13 protein-coding genes are annotated in these 12,467 nt (G+C 72.6%); 6 read left to right on the top strand and 7 right to left on the bottom strand.

The window, feature by feature from the left end:
• Positions 1 to 23: 23 nt before the first annotated feature.
• The 4 genes from G8A07_RS22955 to G8A07_RS22940 are packed head-to-tail and all read right to left on the bottom strand — an operon-like array spanning position 24 to position 3,436.
• Positions 24 to 941: a TauD/TfdA family dioxygenase gene (locus G8A07_RS22955; RefSeq protein WP_195794253.1), complete on the bottom strand. Its 918-nt coding sequence runs from the start codon at positions 939 to 941 to the stop codon at positions 24 to 26.
• Positions 942 to 988: 47 nt separating this feature from the next.
• Complete coding sequence (locus tag G8A07_RS22950; RefSeq protein WP_195794252.1) at positions 989 to 1,765, bottom strand: ABC transporter ATP-binding protein; 777 nt, start codon at positions 1,763 to 1,765, stop codon at positions 989 to 991.
• Positions 1,766 to 1,775: 10 nt separating this feature from the next.
• Positions 1,776 to 2,579, bottom strand: a complete 804-nt coding sequence (locus G8A07_RS22945) for an ABC transporter permease (RefSeq protein WP_195794251.1) — start codon at positions 2,577 to 2,579, stop codon at positions 1,776 to 1,778.
• Positions 2,579 to 3,436: an ABC transporter permease gene (locus G8A07_RS22940; RefSeq protein WP_249937108.1), complete on the bottom strand. Its 858-nt coding sequence runs from the start codon at positions 3,434 to 3,436 to the stop codon at positions 2,579 to 2,581. The genes G8A07_RS22945 and G8A07_RS22940 overlap by 1 nt, the downstream gene beginning before the upstream one ends.
• Before the next feature lie 175 nt (positions 3,437 to 3,611).
• On the opposite strand from G8A07_RS22940, the gene G8A07_RS22935 reads away from it, so the two are divergent.
• The 6 genes from G8A07_RS22935 (at position 3,612) to G8A07_RS22910 (ending at position 6,245) form a co-directional block, all read left to right on the top strand.
• Positions 3,612 to 3,983 (top strand): DUF1801 domain-containing protein, encoded by a 372-nt coding sequence (locus G8A07_RS22935; protein ID WP_195794250.1) that lies wholly within the window; start codon positions 3,612 to 3,614, stop codon positions 3,981 to 3,983.
• A 2-nt stretch (positions 3,984 to 3,985) separates the two neighbouring features.
• Entirely contained in the window at positions 3,986 to 4,402 is a 417-nt protein-coding gene (locus G8A07_RS22930) for a GNAT family N-acetyltransferase (RefSeq protein ID WP_195794249.1), read from the top strand.
• Positions 4,403 to 4,435: 33 nt separating this feature from the next.
• Complete coding sequence (locus G8A07_RS22925; RefSeq protein WP_195794248.1) at positions 4,436 to 4,846, top strand: GNAT family N-acetyltransferase; 411 nt, start codon at positions 4,436 to 4,438, stop codon at positions 4,844 to 4,846.
• 71 nt (positions 4,847 to 4,917) lie between these two features.
• Complete coding sequence (locus tag G8A07_RS22920; RefSeq protein WP_195794247.1) at positions 4,918 to 5,427, top strand: DinB family protein; 510 nt, start codon at positions 4,918 to 4,920, stop codon at positions 5,425 to 5,427.
• Positions 5,428 to 5,530: 103 nt separating this feature from the next.
• Positions 5,531 to 5,851 (top strand): heavy metal-binding domain-containing protein, encoded by a 321-nt coding sequence (locus G8A07_RS22915; protein ID WP_195794246.1) that lies wholly within the window; start codon positions 5,531 to 5,533, stop codon positions 5,849 to 5,851.
• A complete protein-coding gene (locus tag G8A07_RS22910; RefSeq protein WP_195794245.1) occupies positions 5,841 to 6,245 on the top strand; it encodes a hypothetical protein in 405 nt (134 codons plus the stop codon). The genes G8A07_RS22915 and G8A07_RS22910 overlap by 11 nt, the downstream gene beginning before the upstream one ends.
• 182 nt (positions 6,246 to 6,427) lie before the next feature.
• Here the strand turns inward: G8A07_RS22910 and G8A07_RS22905 are convergent, their stop codons facing one another.
• From G8A07_RS22905 to G8A07_RS22895, 3 genes are read right to left on the bottom strand one after another with little or no spacing between them, the layout of a single operon-like run.
• On the bottom strand, positions 6,428 to 9,418 hold the full coding sequence (locus G8A07_RS22905; RefSeq protein ID WP_195794244.1) for a response regulator: 2,991 nt from the start codon (positions 9,416 to 9,418) through the stop codon (positions 6,428 to 6,430).
• A complete protein-coding gene (cheB, locus tag G8A07_RS22900; RefSeq protein WP_195794243.1) occupies positions 9,418 to 10,476 on the bottom strand; it encodes a chemotaxis-specific protein-glutamate methyltransferase CheB in 1,059 nt (352 codons plus the stop codon). Before cheB ends, G8A07_RS22905 begins: the two co-directional genes overlap by 1 nt.
• Positions 10,473 to 12,467 carry a response regulator gene (locus G8A07_RS22895; protein ID WP_195794242.1) on the bottom strand — a complete coding sequence of 665 codons (1,995 nt, stop codon included), beginning with the start codon at positions 12,465 to 12,467 and terminating at the stop codon, positions 10,473 to 10,475. The genes cheB and G8A07_RS22895 overlap by 4 nt, the downstream gene beginning before the upstream one ends.

The following is a 12,467-nucleotide window of genomic DNA, read 5'->3' as shown; positions in this document are numbered from 1 at the left end:
TGCACATGCTCATGCGTTGTCGTTCATTGCGGGGCCAGCGCGCGGCTGACGAAGCCGTCGACGCCCTGCGCCGGCGTGCCCGAGACGGTGACGCGGCGCACCACGCGGTGCTGCGCGCCATAGTCGTTGATCGCGTAATGCTGGGTGGCGCGGTTGTCCCAGATCGCGACGTCGCCCGGCGCCCAGCGCCAGCGCACGGTGTTCTCCAGCCGCGTCACATGGGCCTGCAGGGTGGCCAGCAGCTGGCGCGAATCGGTGCCGGACAGGCCGCTGAAGCGCTTGGCGAAATGGCCCAGCAGCAGCGCGCGCTCGCCGGTCTCGGGATGCACATGCACGACCGGATGCTCGGCCTCGATCGTGGTGGCGGTGAAGACCTCGCGGTAGCGCCGGCGCGCCGGATCGTCCTGCTCGACGACGCGCGCGGCGGCATAGTCGTAGTCGTTGCCATGCACCGCGCGCAGGCCCTCGGCCAGGCGCTGCAGCGGCGCCGGCAGGGCCTCGTAGGCGGCCGCCGTGTTGGCCCAGACGGTGTCGCCGCCATAGGGCGGCAGCAGCACCGCGCGCAGCACCGAGACCTGCGGGAAGGCGGCCTTGAAGGTCACGTCGGTATGCCAGGAATCGGCGCGCCCGCCATGCAGCGAGTCCAGCTCCAGCAGCCGCGTGCCGGAGGGCGCGGGCACGGTCGGGTGCGCCTCCAGCGCGCCGAACAGGCGGCCGAAGGCCTCGTGCTGGGCATCGTCCAGATGCTGCTGGCCGCGCAGGAACAGCACCTTGTGGCGCAGCAGCGCGGCCTTCAGCGCCGCGAAGGTCGCGGGGGCCAGCTCGCCGGACAGGCGCAGGCCGCGCAGCTCCGCGCCGATGCGGCCGGCCAGCGGCTGCAGCTCGAAGCCGGCGGCCGGCGCCTCGGCGGCGGCAGGGGTCGGGTCTTGCACTTCGCTCATCGCTCGAACTCCTGTGGTTGGGAAACGAATGAAGGATCGACGGAGGATCAATGCGCCGGGGCGCCGAGCGCGGCCAGCACCTGCTTCTTCAGCGCGGCGAACTCGGCGCCGGCGCGTTCGCGCGGATGCGGCAGCTCGACCTGCAGCTCCTGCTGCACCCGGCCCGGGCGCGGCGCCATCACCAGCACGCGGTCGGCCAGGTACAGGGCCTCGTCGACATCGTGGGTCACCATCACCATCGTGATGCCCTCGGCCTGCCAGATGCGGCGCAGCTCCTGCTGCAGATGGGCGCGGGTCAGCGCGTCGAGTGCGCCCAGCGGTTCGTCCAGCAGCAGGATCTCGGGCCGCGGCGCCAGCGCGCGGGCGATCGCGACGCGCTGCGCCATGCCGCCGGAGAGCTGGTGCGGGTAGGCGTCCTCGAAGCCGGTCAGGCCGACCAGCGCGATATGGTCGCGCACCGCGAAGCGCTGCTGGCCCGGCGTCAGGCCGCTGTTGAGCAGGCTGGCGCCGATGTTCTCGCGCACCGTCAGCCAGGGGAACAGGCGATGCTCCTGGAACACGATGCCGCGCTCCAGCCCCGGCGCGGTGATCGGCCGGCCGTCCAGCAGCAGCTGGCCCTCGAACTCCGGCTCCAGGCCCAGGATCAGGCGCAGCAGGGTGGACTTGCCGCAGCCGCTGGCGCCGACGATGGCCAGGAACTCGCCCGGCTCGACCCGCAGGTTGATGTCGCGCAGCACCGGCAAGACCTGGCCCTTGACCTCGAACTGCTTGTTCAGGCGCCGGATCTCCAGCGTGCCGGCGGCGGTGGATGCTGGTTCGCTCATGCGTGAGTCCTCAGCTGCTGTAATGCCCGACCGAGCGGCCGCGCCAGGCCAGCGCGCGCCGCTCCAGCGTGCCGGCGACCCAGTTCAGCGCAAAGCCGACCAGGCCGACCACGATCACGCCGAACAGCACCAGGTCCATCTGGAAATGCTCGCGTCCGGCGACCAGGGTGTTGCCGATGCCATGGCCGGCGGACAGCAGGTACTCGGCGCCCAGGGTGGCCAGCCAGGCGTAGATCAGGCCCAGGTGCAGGCCGGTGAACAGGCTGGGCGCGGCGGCCGGCAGCACGACGCGGCGCAGCAGCTGCCAGCGGCCGTAGCGCAGCACCCGGCCCAGTTCGACCAGCTCGCGCGGCACGCTGCGCACGCCCTCGAAGGCGTTCAGCGCCACCGGGAAGAAGGCCGCCAGCGCCAGGAACACCACCTTGGCCGGCTCGCCCAGGCCGAACCAGACCGACAGCAGCGGGATCCAGGCGAACAGCGAGATCTGCTTGAGCGTATGAAAGCTCGGGCCCAGCAGGCGCTCGGCCCAGCGCGACAGGCCCAGCAGCAGGCCGAGGGCCAGGCCGCCGGCGCTGCCGAGCGCGAAGCCGATCAGGTCGCGCCGCAGGCTGGCCGACAGCGCGCTCCACAGCTCGCCGGAGTTGATCTGCTGCAGGCCTCGCTCCCAGACCGCCAGCGGCGACACCAGCAGCGGCGAATCCGACCAGCCCCAGGCCCGCGCCGCCCACCAGAGGGCCAGCAGCAGGGCCGGCAGCACCCAGCCGCGCAGCGGGCGCGGCACGGCACGCAAGACCTGGCCCCAGCGGGCAGCCATCAGAAAGCCTCCCGGCGCCAGCGCAGCAGGCGCGCCTCGATCGCGGCCAGCAGCCGATCTAGCGCCCAGCCGAAGGCGCCGACCACGATCACGGCCGCCATCACCAGCTCCAGCTGGAACAGCTGGCGGCCATAGATGATCAGAAAGCCCAGGCCCTCGCTGGAGGCCAGCAGCTCGACCACGACCAGGGCCAGCCAGGCATGGGTCAGGCCGTAGCGCAGCCCGGTCCAGATCGGCGCCAGCGCGGCCGGGAACAGCACGCGGGACAAGCGCTGCCAGCGCGTGTAGCCCAGCACCCGGGCCAGCTCGATATAGCGGCTGGGCACGCTCTGCAGGCCCTGCATCGTGTTCAGCGCCACCGGCACCAGGGCCGCCTTGGCGATCAGCAGCCATTTCAGCGCCTCGTCGATGCCGACCAGCAGCATCAGGAGCGGCAGCCAGCCCAGCACCGGCACCTGGGCCAGGGCCTTGAAGCTGGGATGCAGATAGTCGCGTGCCAGCGGCGACAGGCCCATCGCCGCGCCCAGCAGCAGGCCCAGGCCGGCGCCGGCGGCAAAACCCAGCGCGACGCGCTGCACGCTGATCAGGGTATGCGGCCAGAGTTCGCCGCTGGCGACCAGACCCTGCAGGGCCGCGGCCACCTCGACGGGTGGTGGCAGCACCTGCGGCGGTACCCAGGCCTCGCGCGCCGCCAGCCACCACAGCAGCAGCATCAACCCCGGCACCAGCCAGGCCCAGGCCAGCGCGCGCAGCGGTGCCAGCAGCCGGCGCGCCGCGGCGGCCCAGGCGGGGCGCGGCCTGCTCGCTGCCGCCGCGGCCAGCAGGCTGGCAGGCGTGTTCCGGGTGCGCATCAACATCGTCCGGCGATTGTGGAAGTCGCCCCGGGTCCGGCGAACGAAGCGCTGCGCATAAGCAAACGCGGCGCGCGCATCAGGCGCGGGCGCTGGTCGAACGCGGCAGGGCGGGCCGGGGCCAGGTCTTGCCGGGCGCAGGCCGCATACTTGGCGGATCGCCCCATTGCCATTGCCACCCATGACCGATCCCCGTGTAGCCCGCCTGCTCGACGACCTGCGGCTCGGCAGCGAGTACAACTTCGAGTTGGTCTCGGCCGCGCGCCGGCTGATCCAGCGCACCATCAAGGACGCGACCGAGGAGGTCAAGTACGGCGGCATCCTGTTCGCCGCGCCGGGGCGGCCGCATTGCTGCGGCCTGTTCGCCTATGCCGCCCATGTGACGCTGGAGTTCGGCCAGGGCGCCAGCCTGCCGGACGAATACGGCCTGCTGAGCGGCAGCGGCAAGCTGCGCCGCCATCTGAAGCTGCGACGCCTCGAGGACCTGGAGGGGCAGCGGGTCGAGCATTACGTCCGGCTGGCGGCGGCCGCCGCTGCCGGCAAGGAGGCCTGACGATGACGGCCCCGACCATTGTGACCGCCACCGAGGATGAGGCCGAACAGGTCTGCGCCCGGCTGCGCGCCTTCAACCGCGCGCGCCGGCCGGACCTGGCCTTCGAGCCGCTCTGGCTCTGTGCCCGCGACGGCCTCGCGCTGATCGGCGGCCTGGTCGGCGAGGTCTATCTGGGCTGGCTGGAGCTGCAGATCCTGTGGGTGGACGAGACCCGGCGCGGCCAGGGGCTCGGCGCCGCGCTGCTGCGCGCCGGCGAGCAGCGGGCGCGCGAGCTGGGCGCCCGTTACGCCTATCTGGACACCTTCGGCTGGCAGGCCGAGGCCTTCTATGCGCGCCAGGGCTATGCGCCCTTCGGCCGGCTGGAGGATTTCCCGCTGGGCAGCGCGCGGGTGTTCATGCGCAAGACTCTGGCGGCATAGGGCCGGGCCGGCGCCATCAAACAAGGAAGACTCATGTCCGAGCAAGCGATCGAGTACCGCCACAACCAGCCGCTGGACCCCGTCGAGGTCGCACGGGTCTTCGACGCCGCCGGGCTCAAGCGCCCGACTTCAGACCTGCCGCGGATCGCGCGCATGTTCGCGGCGCCAAACAGTCTGGTCATCTCCGCCTGGCTGGACGGCCGCCTGGTCGGCGTCAGCCGTGCGCTGACCGACTATGCGTATTGCTGCTATCTCTCCGACCTGGCGGTCGACAAGGCGCTGCAGGGCCGCGGCGTCGGCGCCGAGCTGATCCGCCGCACCCGGGCGGTGATCGGCGAGGAGGTGTCGCTGATCCTGCTGTCGGCACCGGATGCGATGTCCTACTACCCGCGCGTCGGCTTCCAGCAGGCGGAGAACGCCTTCGTGATCCGGCGAAAACGATAGCTGACGCCGCGATGGCAAGATGGCGCTTCGCCCGTTCCCAGCCCGCCTCACACGACGCAAGGACCATCGCCATGTGGCAGCCGCACATCCTCACCACGCTCTTCGTCCAGAAGTCCTGGGCCAACCGGGAACTGTTCGACGTCATGGCCTCGGCCACCGCGTCCGAGCGGCATGCGGACGCGATCCACAGCGCGATCCGGACCTTGAACCATATCTATGTGGTGGACCGGATCTTCCGCGCCCACCTGCTGGGCGAAAGCCATGGCTACCAGGCCTCCAACACCGAGGCGACGCCGGCGCTCGACGAGCTGCATTTCGCGGTCGCCGAGACCGACCTCTGGTACGAGGGTTATGTCGCCGGCATCGATGCGCCGGCGCTGGCGCAACCCCTCGCCTTCCGCTTCACCGACGGCGACCCGGGCCGGATGACGCGCGAGGAGATGCTGTTCCATGTGCTCAGCCATGGCGCCTATCACCGCGGCAATGTCGGGCAGGTGCTCAAAGGCATCTCGGTCGCGCCGCCGCGCGACCTGCTGACGAAGTTCCTGCACCAGCGGGAGCCGGCGCGCCGGCTGGGTTGATTGATCAGGGCGGCGCCCCTGTCCCTCCACGGTGCGATTGACGGGCCGCCCCCGCCGGACTTCAATCGCCAGTCGTTTTTAACCCGGACCGGAGGGACTTCCGATGATCATCACGACCACGCCCAGCATCGAGGGCCGGAAGATCACGCGCTATTTCGGCGTGGTTGCCGGCGAGGCGATCCTCGGCGCGAACGTCTTCAAGGACCTGTTCGCGGGCATCCGCGACGTGGTCGGCGGGCGTTCGGCGACCTATGAGCGCGAGCTGCAGCGGGCGCGGGACATCGCGCTGAAGGAGCTCAACGAGCGCGCCCAGGCCCTGGGCGCCAATGCGGTCGTCGGCGTCGACCTCGACTACGAGGTGCTGGGGCAGGGCAATGGCATGCTGATGGTCTCGGCCAGCGGGACGGCGGTGTATGTCGAGTGAAGCGGCCGACATCCCGGCGCTCCGCGACGGCAGCACCGAGCGGCCGATCCCCTCGGCCTGGCGCCCGCTGATCCGCGAGATCTGCGGCGCGCTGGCGCGCGGGGACCATGGGCTGAGCACGATCGACGCCCCCCATCTCGAGCCGGTATCGGCCGCGACGGCCGCACATACCCGGGACAGTGTGCGGGACTATGGGGCGACCCTGGTCGAGCTGCCGGAGCAAAGCTGGGAGAGCTCGGTCTGCATATGGCAGGGCTCGCGCTGGACGGCGCTGGTCGACCTCTGGAGCGCCGAGGAGGGGCGCAGCGATCTGGTGCTGTCGCTGCTGGTGACGCCGCTCGACGCGGGGGAGAACGAGTTCCGCTTCGAGGTCCACATGGTCTACACCCCTTGAGGCCTCGGCCGAGCATCGGGATGCCCGGAGCCGGGGTCGGGTGAGCGAGCGGCGCGGCGCAGCCACTGCCTTGTTTTTGTGCAGGGCAAGCGAACCCCTGTCGGATCAATCACTTGCGCCGGCTTTGCCGGGTCTGCCAACACAGTTGTCCACAGCGCAGGTGAACAAGTGCGGGTGGTGCGCTACTCCAGCTCGCCCCAGGACGAACGCGCGAAGGCGCGCCGGACCTCGCCGAGGAAGCGGTTGCTGGCGCCGTCGCGGCGGTTCAGCGCGCTCTGCACATGGCTGGCCAGGCGCTCGCGGTCCTGCTCGCTGAAGTCGCGCGCCGCCATCACGATCACCGGGATGCTGGCGGTCTTGGCGTCCTGGCGCAGCGCCTCCACCACCTCGATGCCGCCGACGCCGCTCATCAGGAGGTCCAGCACGATCAGGTCCGGCCGGTAGCGGCGCGCCAGCTCGATGCCCTCGGTGCCGCCATAGGCGCGCAGCACCGAGAAGCCGGGGCGGCTCAGGTAGCCGCCGATCTGCTCCAGCTCGACCGGCTCGTCGTTGATCACCAGCACCAGGAATTCGCGCGCCGGCGTCGGCTTGAAGCCCAGCAGCTCCAGCTCCTGGTTCAGCTCCTGGCGGTCGATCGGCTTTTGCAGCACCGCGGCGGCACCCAGCGACAGCCCGACCTCATGGCCGCCGTCCACCGACACCACGACCACCGGGATATGGGCCCAGCCGGGCAGGGCCTTGAAACGGCTCAGCAGCTCCCAGCCGTCGATGCCCGGCAGGCGCACGTCCAGGGTGATCAGGTCCGGGCGGCCGAGCCCGACGCCGGCGCCGTCGAGCGCGGCCTCGGCGGAGGCCGCGAGATGCACCTCGAAGCCGGCCGCCTCCAGCTGCGCCTGCATCAGCAGCGCCGCATGTTCGTTGTCTTCCACCACCAGCGCGCGGGGTCGGGTGTTGCCCGGGGCGGCGGCGGTTGATGCGGCGGCCGGCAGCGTTGGCGCGGCCTTGGCGGCCGGTGGCGGCAACGGCGCCGCCGCGGTGTCGGCCGGCTCGGGGCGCGGCGGCGGCTCGGCCGTTTCCGGCTCGCGCCAGGGCAGCCAGAAGCTCAGGCAGGTGCCGCTGCCCGGTGCGCTGCTGACGGCCATGCAGCCGCCGTGCAGCTCGGCCAGGCGCGCCGCGGTGGCCAGGCCCAGGCCGGTGCCTTCCAGCTCGGCGCTGCGCTCGCCCTTGATCTGGCTGAATGGCTTGAACAGCTGCTCCAGCGCCTGCGCGGTCATGCCGGCGCCGGTGTCGGTGACGCTGATCTGCACGAAGCGCTGGAAGCCGTTGTTCGGCAGCGGCATGCGCCGCCCGGCCGGGAAGCCGGGCCAGCCCTGGCTGGCCTCCAGCCGCCCGACCAGGCTTGCCTGCAGCACGATCTCGCCGCCGCGCGGCGTGAACTTGACCGCGTTGGACAGCAGGTTGTAGAGGATCTGGCGCAGCCGGCGCGCATCGGCGCGCAGCTGCCGGCCCGCGCCGATGCCCTGCACGCGCAGGCTGATGCCCTGGTCGCGGGCGCGCTCGCGCACCACCACCAGGGTGTCGTTGAGCAGCGCGTCCAGCTCCAGCGGCGCCAGCTCCAGGTCGACCTTGCCGGCCTCGATCTTGGCCAGGTCCAGGATGTCGTTGACCAGCGAGAGCAGATGCTGGCCGGCCTCGTGGATATGGCCGGCGAAGTCCTGCTGGCGTTCGCTCAGGTCGCCGGCCATGCCGTCGCGCAGGATGGCCGAGAAGCCGATGATCGCGTTCAGCGGCGTGCGCAGCTCATGCGACATGGTCGACAGGAAATTGGTCTTGGCCTGGCTGGCGCGCACCAGCTCGGCATTCATCTGCTCCAGGGTCGCGTTCTTCTGCTCCAGCGCCGCCAGCAGCTCGGCGCGGCTATCGGCCAGCGCGCGGGCGGCGCGCGCGGCGGCGGCCTCCAGCTCGTTGTGGTGCTGCTCGGCGCGGCTGCGGCGCGCCTCGTCCTCGAACTGCTTGCGGCGCAGCTGCGCGCGCACGCGCGCCTTCAGCAGCTCGAACTCGCCGGACTTGGCGACGAAGTCGTCCGCCCCGGCCTCCAGCCCGGCCAGCATCGCGCTGCGGTCCTGCACCGCGGTCAGCAGGATCAGCGGGATGTCGCGCAGTGCCGGGTCCTCCTTGATGAAGCGGCAGGCGGCCTGGCCGCCCATGCCCGGCATCTTCAGGTCCATCAGCACGCAGTCCACGCCCTGTGCCGCCAGCATCTCCAGCGCCTGCTCGCCGGAGCGCGCGGCCAGCACGTCGTAGCCCTCGTCGCGCAGCATTGAGGCCAGCTCGGCCAGGAAGGTCGGGCTGTCGTCCACCGCCAGGATGCGCTTCGGGTCCAACAGGCTGGCGCTCTGCGCCGGCGCGCTGGCGGCGGCGCTGCGCAGCACCGCGGCCAGCCGCGCCAGCATCAGCTCCACATCCTCCTGCTTGCGCACGAAGGCGTCGGCGCCGGCCTCCAGCGCCTGCAGCTCGGCGTCGGCGTCCTCGGAGGCGGTCAGCAGCACGCAGGGCAGATGGCGCAGGGCCGGGTCCATGCGCAGCTGGCGGATCACCTCGGCCCCGTCCATGCCGGGCAGCTGGCGGTCGACGATCACCGCCGCGGGCCGCTCGGCCGCGGCGCTGCGCAGGCCCTGCTCGCCGCTGGCCGCCAGGCTGACGCGGTAGCCGGCCGATTCCAGCGCCTCGCGCAGCACCTGGCGGAAGGTCTCGCTGTCGTCGATCAGCAGCAGCCGGTTCGGCTCGGTCGCTACAGCGCCGCGGCGCTGGCGCAGCAGCTCGCGGGCGCGGTCGACGACGTAATGGCGGTCGTAGGGCTTGCCGACATAGTCGTCCGCGCCGTGGCCGAGGCCGCGCAGGCGGTCGCCGGCCTCGCTGACATTGGACAGCATCAGCACCACGCAGTCCGCGCCGCCGGGCGCGGCGCGCAGCTCGGCCAGCCAGGCCAGGCCCTCGCCGTCGGGCAGCAGCAGGTCCAGCAGCACCACATCGGGCCGGCGCTCGGTCAGCGCGGCGCGCGCCGCCGCGAGGCTCGCGCAGTCCACGCAGTCGAAGCCGGCATGCTCCAGCGCCTCGCGCAGGTCCATGCGCACCGTCAGGCTGTCCTCGACGATGAAGACGCAATCGCTCATCAGGCCCTCCCTTCCCATGCCACACCGCTGCCTGCGATCAGCGCGGGCGCGATCTCCTGCAATGGCCGTATCTGCTGCGCCGCGCCCAGCAGCACCGCCTCGCGCGGCATGCCGTAGACCACGCAGCTGGCCTCGTCCTGCGCCAGGGTCAGGCCGCCGGCGCGCCGGATCGCCAGCAGGCCCGACGCGCCGTCGCGGCCCATGCCGGTCAGCAGCGCGGCGACCACGCCGGGGCCGATCTCCGCGGCCAGTGACTCGAACAGCAGGTCGACCGAGGGCCGGCAGGAATGGCGCGGCGCGGTGCAGCTGAGCTGCAGATGCCCGGCATGCAGCAGCAGATGCTGGCCGGAGGGGGCCAGCAGCACGCGGCCGCGCGCCTCGGCCAGGCTCTCGCCGCCGCGCGCATAGGCGACCTGGTGCGGGCTCTGGCCATCCAGCCATTCGGCGAAGCCGGCGCTGAACAGCTCGTTGATGTGCATCACGATCAGGATCGGCAGCGGCGCCGGCGCCGGCAGCGCGCGCAGGATATCGACCAGCGCGCCGGGCCCGCCGGTTGAGGTGCCCAGCGCCAGCAGCACGCGCCGCGGCCCGCCGGCGACCGGCGGCAGCTGCGCCGCATGACTGCGCGGCGCGACGCGCGCGCGCAGATGCGTGATCACCGGGATGCGCGCCACCAGGCGCAGCAGGGTCACCAGGCGGCGCTCCCAGACCCCGTCGGCCTGGCGGCCGTCGGGCTTCTCCAGCACCTCGACCGCGCCGGCCGCCAGCGCCTCGTAGGTGCGCAGCAGCTCACCGCGGTTGGTCGAGGAGGAGACGATCAGGATCGGCGTCGGGCATTGGGCCATGATGGCCTCGGTGGCGGCCTGGCCGTCCAGCTCCGGCATCATCATGTCCATCGTCATCACGTCCGGGCGCAGCTGCTGGCACAGCGTGATCGCCTGCTGGCCGTCGCTGGCCTGGCCGATGACGGCGATGTCCGGCTCGGCCGCCAGCACCGCGCAGATATGTGCGCGCACCGTCGCGGAATCCTCCACCACCAGCACGCGCAGGGTCTTCATGCGGCCGCCCTCACCAGTTCATGCACCTGACGCAGAAATTCGTTCTGCGCGAATTCGCTCTTGACGATGTAGGCGCTGGCGCCGACCTCGCGGCCACGCCGCTTGTCCTCCGGCGAGTTGCGCGAGCTCAGCAGGATCGCCGGTACCTGGCGCAGCTGCGGGTCGGCGCGGGTCAGCTCGATGAAGCCGAAGCCGTCCATGCCGGGCATCTCCACATCGACCAGGAACAGGTCGTAGCGCTGGCGCCGCGCCGCCTCCAGCGCCTGCTCGGCCGAGACCGCCAGGTGCACCTGGTAGCCGGCCGATTCGAGGATGCTCTGCTCCAGCATGCGGGTGGTCAGCGAGTCGTCGACCACCAGCACGGTCGGTGCCGCCGCGCCGCGGCTCGCGCGCGCCGCGGCCGGCGTGCGCCGCGCGGCGCCGGCATGGGCGATCAGGCCGGCCGGGTCCAGCACCAGGCGCGGCTGCTGTGCGGCATCCAACACCACGCCGGCCACCAGCGGGCTGTCGGGCAGCAGCTCGGGCGGCGGTCGCAGCACCACGCTGGCCGAGCCGGCCAGGCGTTCGACGCCCAGCACCGCGCGCGCCTCGCCGGCTTCCAGCACCAGCGCGCTCGCCACCGGCGCGGCCGTTCCGCCCTCGGCCGCCAGCGCGCCGGCCAGCGGCGCGTAGGGCAGCAGCTCGCCGTCCAGCAGCAGACCGGCCTCGCACAACTCCTGGGCCGGCACGACGCGGCGCACCGCGTCCAGCGGGATATGGTGGGCGCGGCCGCCGGCCTCCACCACCAGGGTCTCAAGCGCTGCCAGTTGCAGCGGCGCCAGCAGCTCCAGGGTCATGCCGCGTCCCGCCTCGCTGCGCAGCGCCAGCCGCGCACCCAGGCGCGCCGCGGTGTCGCGCACCACGTCCATGCCGACGCCGCGGCCGGCCAGCGCGTCGACCCGCGCCGCGGTGCTGAGCCCGCCGGCCAGCAGGCGCTGGATCAGGGCCGGCTCGTCGCCGTCGGCCTCGGGCCAGCCCTTGTCGCGCGCGGCGCGGCGCAGCGCCGGCACATCGAGGCCGGCGCCGTCGTCGCTGCAGGCGAACAGCACCAGGCGGCCGCGCCGCTCGATCGTCAGGCGCAGCCGGCCCTGCGCCGGCTTGCCGGCTGCCAGGCGCCGCTCCGGCGTCTCGATGCCATGGGCAATCGCATTGCGCAGCATCTGCTGCAGCGCGCCCTGCACGCCGCTGAGCAGGCCCGCCTCCAGCCGCACCTCGGTGCCGACCGCTTCGAACAGCACCTGCTTGCCCTGGGCCAGCGCATCGTCGCGGCAGCTGCGCTGCAGCGCGCCGAACAGCGGCGCCGCGGGCAGCAGGCGCAGCTGCTCGGCGCCCTCGCGCAGGCCTTGCAGCTCGCGGCCCAGCCGGTGCAGGCCACCGTCCAGCAAGCGCTCCAGCCGCGCCAGCAGCGCGGCGGCATCGGCCGCGCCGCCCTGCGGCTGTCGTAGCGCGCCGCGCGCCTGGCGCGCCAGGCCCAGGCCCTGCTGCAGGGTGTTGAGCTGCAGATGCGCCTGATCCAGCGCGGCCAGCAGGCCGTCCAGCTCGTCGGGCAGCGGCTTCAGCGCCTCCAGCGCCAGGGCCGGTGCGCCGCCGCTCGCGGCCGGCGTCACCGGTGCCGCGGCGGCGACCGGGCCGGCCAGGGTCGCGAGGGCCTGCAGGATCGCGTCGTTGAGCCGCAGCAGCGCCTCGATCTGCTCGGGCGCGGGCATCGCGGCCTGGTCGCGCAGCGGGGTCAGGATGTCCTCGATCGCATGGGCCTGCTCGGCGATCACCGGCAGGCGCACCACACGCGCCGCGCCCTTCAGCGTGTGCGCCAGGCGCAGCAGCTGAGCGATCGCGGCCGCGGCGGCCTCGAGGTCCGGCGCGCCCTCCAGCCCCAGCAGCCCGCGTCCGATCTGGTCGAGCAGCTCGCGCGCCTCGATCCGGAAGTAGCGGTAGGGATCCTTGCCGGACAT

Source organism: Roseateles sp. DAIF2, from assembly GCF_015624425.1.
In the GTDB taxonomy this organism is placed as follows: Bacteria; Pseudomonadota; Gammaproteobacteria; order Burkholderiales; family Burkholderiaceae_C; genus Kinneretia.
This window is presented reverse-complemented; position numbering and strand designations above follow the sequence as displayed.

Excerpts from the sequence above, each read along its gene's own strand:
- G8A07_RS22955 (WP_195794253.1), bottom strand. The coding sequence starts at position 941 with ATGAGCGAAGTGCAAGACCCGACCCCTGCCGCCGCCGAGGCGCCGGCC.
- G8A07_RS22950 (WP_195794252.1), bottom strand. The coding sequence starts at position 1,765 with ATGAGCGAACCAGCATCCACCGCCGCCGGCACGCTGGAGATCCGGCGC.
- G8A07_RS22945 (WP_195794251.1), bottom strand. The coding sequence starts at position 2,579 with ATGGCTGCCCGCTGGGGCCAGGTCTTGCGTGCCGTGCCGCGCCCGCTG.
- G8A07_RS22940 (WP_249937108.1), bottom strand. The coding sequence starts at position 3,436 with ATGTTGATGCGCACCCGGAACACGCCTGCCAGCCTGCTGGCCGCGGCG.
- G8A07_RS22935 (WP_195794250.1), top strand. The coding sequence starts at position 3,612 with ATGACCGATCCCCGTGTAGCCCGCCTGCTCGACGACCTGCGGCTCGGC.
- G8A07_RS22930 (WP_195794249.1), top strand. The coding sequence starts at position 3,986 with ATGACGGCCCCGACCATTGTGACCGCCACCGAGGATGAGGCCGAACAG.
- G8A07_RS22925 (WP_195794248.1), top strand. The coding sequence starts at position 4,436 with ATGTCCGAGCAAGCGATCGAGTACCGCCACAACCAGCCGCTGGACCCC.
- G8A07_RS22920 (WP_195794247.1), top strand. The coding sequence starts at position 4,918 with ATGTGGCAGCCGCACATCCTCACCACGCTCTTCGTCCAGAAGTCCTGG.
- G8A07_RS22915 (WP_195794246.1), top strand. The coding sequence starts at position 5,531 with ATGATCATCACGACCACGCCCAGCATCGAGGGCCGGAAGATCACGCGC.
- G8A07_RS22910 (WP_195794245.1), top strand. The coding sequence starts at position 5,841 with ATGTCGAGTGAAGCGGCCGACATCCCGGCGCTCCGCGACGGCAGCACC.
- G8A07_RS22905 (WP_195794244.1), bottom strand. The coding sequence starts at position 9,418 with ATGAGCGATTGCGTCTTCATCGTCGAGGACAGCCTGACGGTGCGCATG.
- cheB (WP_195794243.1), bottom strand. The coding sequence starts at position 10,476 with ATGAAGACCCTGCGCGTGCTGGTGGTGGAGGATTCCGCGACGGTGCGC.
- G8A07_RS22895 (WP_195794242.1), bottom strand. The coding sequence starts at position 12,467 with ATGTCCGGCAAGGATCCCTACCGCTACTTCCGGATCGAGGCGCGCGAG.